Source organism: Stutzerimonas stutzeri (assembly GCF_024448935.1).
Taxonomy (GTDB): domain Bacteria; phylum Pseudomonadota; class Gammaproteobacteria; order Pseudomonadales; family Pseudomonadaceae; genus Stutzerimonas; species Stutzerimonas stutzeri_AO.
Window position 1 is genome coordinate 1 of sequence record NZ_JAMOIE010000174.1, and the last position, 3,277, is coordinate 3,277.

A 3,277-nucleotide genomic window follows, 5' to 3' on the forward strand; every position below is an offset into this window, starting at 1 on the left:
TTATGTCCGCCACCATCTAAGTCTTAACCGCCGCCTGCAACCCGCAGTGCGTCAGGGGCAATTCCTGCACTCTTCCCAAACCAGCGCAGGACATCGTAGACGCAAGATAGGCCGGTACTCCTTTGCTATCGTGGGAAGTTCTCAAGCTTTCCACGGCTACCAAAAGAGACCGGCCTATGAACCGCATGGTATCTGCGATCGTTTCCCTAGCTCAACACCTGCACGCCATTCGCCACACCCCGCAGGACTATCGGCCCGCCGCCTGCCCACACTGCGGGCTTGGCCGGCTCTGGCGTCATGGATGCTATGTCCGCAAAGCCGATCGGCGGTCGCCATCGGTCCAATCGCTGCATCCGATACCGATACCGCGCTACTGCTGCGCCGGCTGCGGCCATACCTGCTCCCGGTTGCCCGGCTGCCTCGCGCCCCGGCGCTGGTACGACTGGGCCATGCAGCAGCGTGCCTTGTTGGCGGTGTTGCGGGGGCTGTCGCTGCGCCGCTGCGCCGCCTGGACCGGCTTGGCGCGCCAGACAGTGCGGCGCTGGCAGGCCTGGCTGGCGGGGCGGCATGAGGTCTTCGCCTTCCACCTGCGCAGTCGCTTTGGCGAACTCGGCCGCGCCGGCGAGCTTGCCGAGTTCTGGCAAACCTGTTGGCGATCTGTGTCGCTGGCCGACGCCATGACCTGGCTGAACCGGGTGATGGTCGTCCCGTGATGCCCTGCTCCTGAACGGCGGTTGGACGGCGCGGATCGGTCCGATTTCACACCCCACAGAGTTTGGCCACTGTCCGAGCCGAGCGAATCGAGCTGTGCTGCATACCCCTCATCAACAAGGTGTGTACCCATGAAAGCGATCGATCCCAAGGCCTTATTCCGCCTGTCCGTGCTCGGCCCCCTGGTCAGCCGTGAACGCCTGGCCCGTGGCGAGTTGCAGCAGATCGTGCGGGAATTGGCCCAGCGCGAGTACGACATTCCCGGTTCCCGCCGCCGCCATCTGGGCGAGAAGACCATTGAAGGCTGGTTCTACGCCTACCGGCGCCAGGGCATCGAAGGCTTGCTGCCCAAACCGCGCAGCGATCGCGGCCAGTGCAAGCTGCCGCTCGCGGTGCAGCAGGCCATCGTGGCCGCCAAGCAAGACAACCCGCGACGCTCGATTCGCCAGATCCGCGAGCTGCTGGAGGCTGCTGGCAGCGTGGCCGCCGGCAGCCTGTCACGCTCGGCGATCCACCGCCTGCTGCAGCAACAGGGCCTGTCGCGCATCGACGGTTCGGCCAGCCAGCTCGAAGAGAAGCGCAGTTTCGTCGCCGAATTCGCCGGCTCGATCTGGTATGGCGACGTGATGCACGGCCCTGCCATCCCGGTGGCGGGCCGGCAGCGCAAGGTCTATCTGGTGTCGCTGATGGACGATGCCTCACGCCTGATCACCCACAGCGCCTTCTGCCTGGGCGAGACGGCGCTGGACATCGAGGGCGTGCTCAAGCAAGCCCTGCTCAAGCGCGGCGTGTGCCGCAAACTGGTCGTCGATAACGGCGCCGCCTACCGTGCCCAGACCTTGCAAGGTATCTGCGTGCGCTTGGGCGTTCAGCTCATCTATTGCCGGCCCTATGCCCCCGAGGGCAAAGGCAAGCTCGAACGCTGGCATCGCACCTGCCGCGACCAGTTCCTCGGCGAACTGGACCCCACCCAGATCCACGGCCTGGACGACCTCAATGCCCGGCTGTGGGCCTGGCTGGAACAGGTCTATCACCGTACCCCGCACAGCGGGCTGGGCGGCATGACGCCATTGGCGCGCTACCAACAGGACCTTGCGCGCATTCGCCGCCTGGGCCCGCTCGCCGCCCAGCTCGATAGCCTGTTCCTGCACCGGGTCTGCCGCCATGTGCGGCGCGATGGCACCGTCTCCTACCTGGGCGGGCGCTTCGAAGTGCCTTACGCACTCGCCGGCAAGTCCGTGCAACTGGTGGTCGATCCGCATGCCGGCCGCGTGGTCGGCGTCGAGGACGCCGGCGGCGAGCGTATCGGCGATGCCACACCGCTCGATGCCCTGGCCAATAGTGACCGCAAGCGGCATCGGCCCGAGCGGGTGCCGACTGCCGAAGGCGTGCGCACCGGTCCCAACCGGGTGGAGCTGGCCCATCACCAGTACTACGGCGACGAGGAGGTCTGATCATGTACCTACAACACTTTGGCCTGCGTCACCCGCCGCTGGGCAAGGACGGCGTCGAGCTATGGGATGACGGTGGCCTGGGCCACCTGGGCGAGCGTTTCAACTGGCTGCTGCAATCGCCCGGTATCGGTCTGCTTACCGGCGAACCCGGCGTGGGCAAGACCGCCGCCTTGCGCCACCTGACGTGTGCCCTCAACCCCCATCGCCACCGGGTCATCTACCTGGCGGAAACCGACTTCGGCCGTACCGACCTCTACCGTGGCTTGGCGCGCGCCCTGGGCGTCGAGCCGGCCTACCGCCGTGCGCAACTGTGGCGCGACATCAAGAACCGGATACACGAGCTGGTCGACGGCAAGCAACTGACGCCGCTGTGGATCATCGACGAAGCACAGAACCTGCCGCCGGAATTCTTCCGCGACTTCCCGGCCTTCCTCAACTTCGCGTTCGACGCGCGCGACCTGATCACCGTGTGGCTGGTCGGTCACCCCAGCCTGGCGCAGACCCTGGAGCGCGCGCCCTATGCCGCATTGCATAGCCGTATCCAGGTGCAGGTGAAGCTCAAACCGGTGGTCGAGCGCGAACGCTTCGCGGCCTTCATCCAGCATGGGCTCAAGGCCGCCGGCTGCCCACACACCTTGCTGGCCGATTCCGGTATAGAACTGCTGCGCCAGGCCTCCAAGGGTCTGCCGCGACAGGCCGGCCTCATCCTCTGCACGGCCATGCGCTTGGCCGTACCGCAGGGGCTCAATCACCTGCCGGACGCTCTGCTGGAACAGGCGATCGAGGAGCTGAGATGAAACCGCAATACCAACCGCTGTTTCCCGATGACTTGTCAGACGAAGCCGCCGTGGCACTGAGCGCGTTCCTCTACGATCTTGCTGTCGCCTGCGAAAGCCGCTATCTCGTCCAGCTACGGCGCTATCGCCGAGGGCAACTCAACCTCTACGACCCGGAGCGACCTTGGTTGAGACCACCGCCTAAACCGCGCTGATGCTACCGATGTCCCAAGCTGAACCAGGGGCGTGTCCCGCCGTGAATAGCGTGGGACACGCCCCTGATTTCAACCTGGAATAGGGTGGGATGCCGGGGCTGAGTTAGAGCGGGACGTAACA

At 65.6% G+C, this 3,277-nt stretch carries 4 protein-coding genes; all 4 read left to right on the forward strand.

Features of this window, described 5'->3' with window-relative positions; translation table 11 throughout:
• Positions 1-185: 185 nt before the first annotated feature.
• The 4 genes from NA637_RS24325 to NA637_RS24340 all read left to right on the forward strand — a co-directional run bounded on the left by NA637_RS24325 (position 186) and on the right by NA637_RS24340 (position 3,156).
• Positions 186-713 (forward strand): DUF6431 domain-containing protein, encoded by a 528-nt coding sequence (locus tag NA637_RS24325; protein ID WP_256075104.1) that lies wholly within the window; start codon positions 186-188, stop codon positions 711-713.
• A 129-nt stretch (positions 714-842) separates the two neighbouring features.
• Positions 843-2,165: a DDE-type integrase/transposase/recombinase gene (locus NA637_RS24330; RefSeq protein ID WP_256075099.1), complete on the forward strand. Its 1,323-nt coding sequence runs from the start codon at positions 843-845 to the stop codon at positions 2,163-2,165.
• Between the two features lie 2 nt (positions 2,166-2,167).
• Complete coding sequence (locus NA637_RS24335; protein ID WP_256075101.1) at positions 2,168-2,962, forward strand: ExeA family protein; 795 nt, start codon at positions 2,168-2,170, stop codon at positions 2,960-2,962.
• Positions 2,959-3,156 carry a hypothetical protein gene (locus NA637_RS24340; protein ID WP_256075103.1) on the forward strand — a complete coding sequence of 66 codons (198 nt, stop codon included), beginning with the start codon at positions 2,959-2,961 and terminating at the stop codon, positions 3,154-3,156. The genes NA637_RS24335 and NA637_RS24340 overlap by 4 nt, the downstream gene beginning before the upstream one ends.
• Positions 3,157-3,277: the final 121 nt, after the last annotated feature.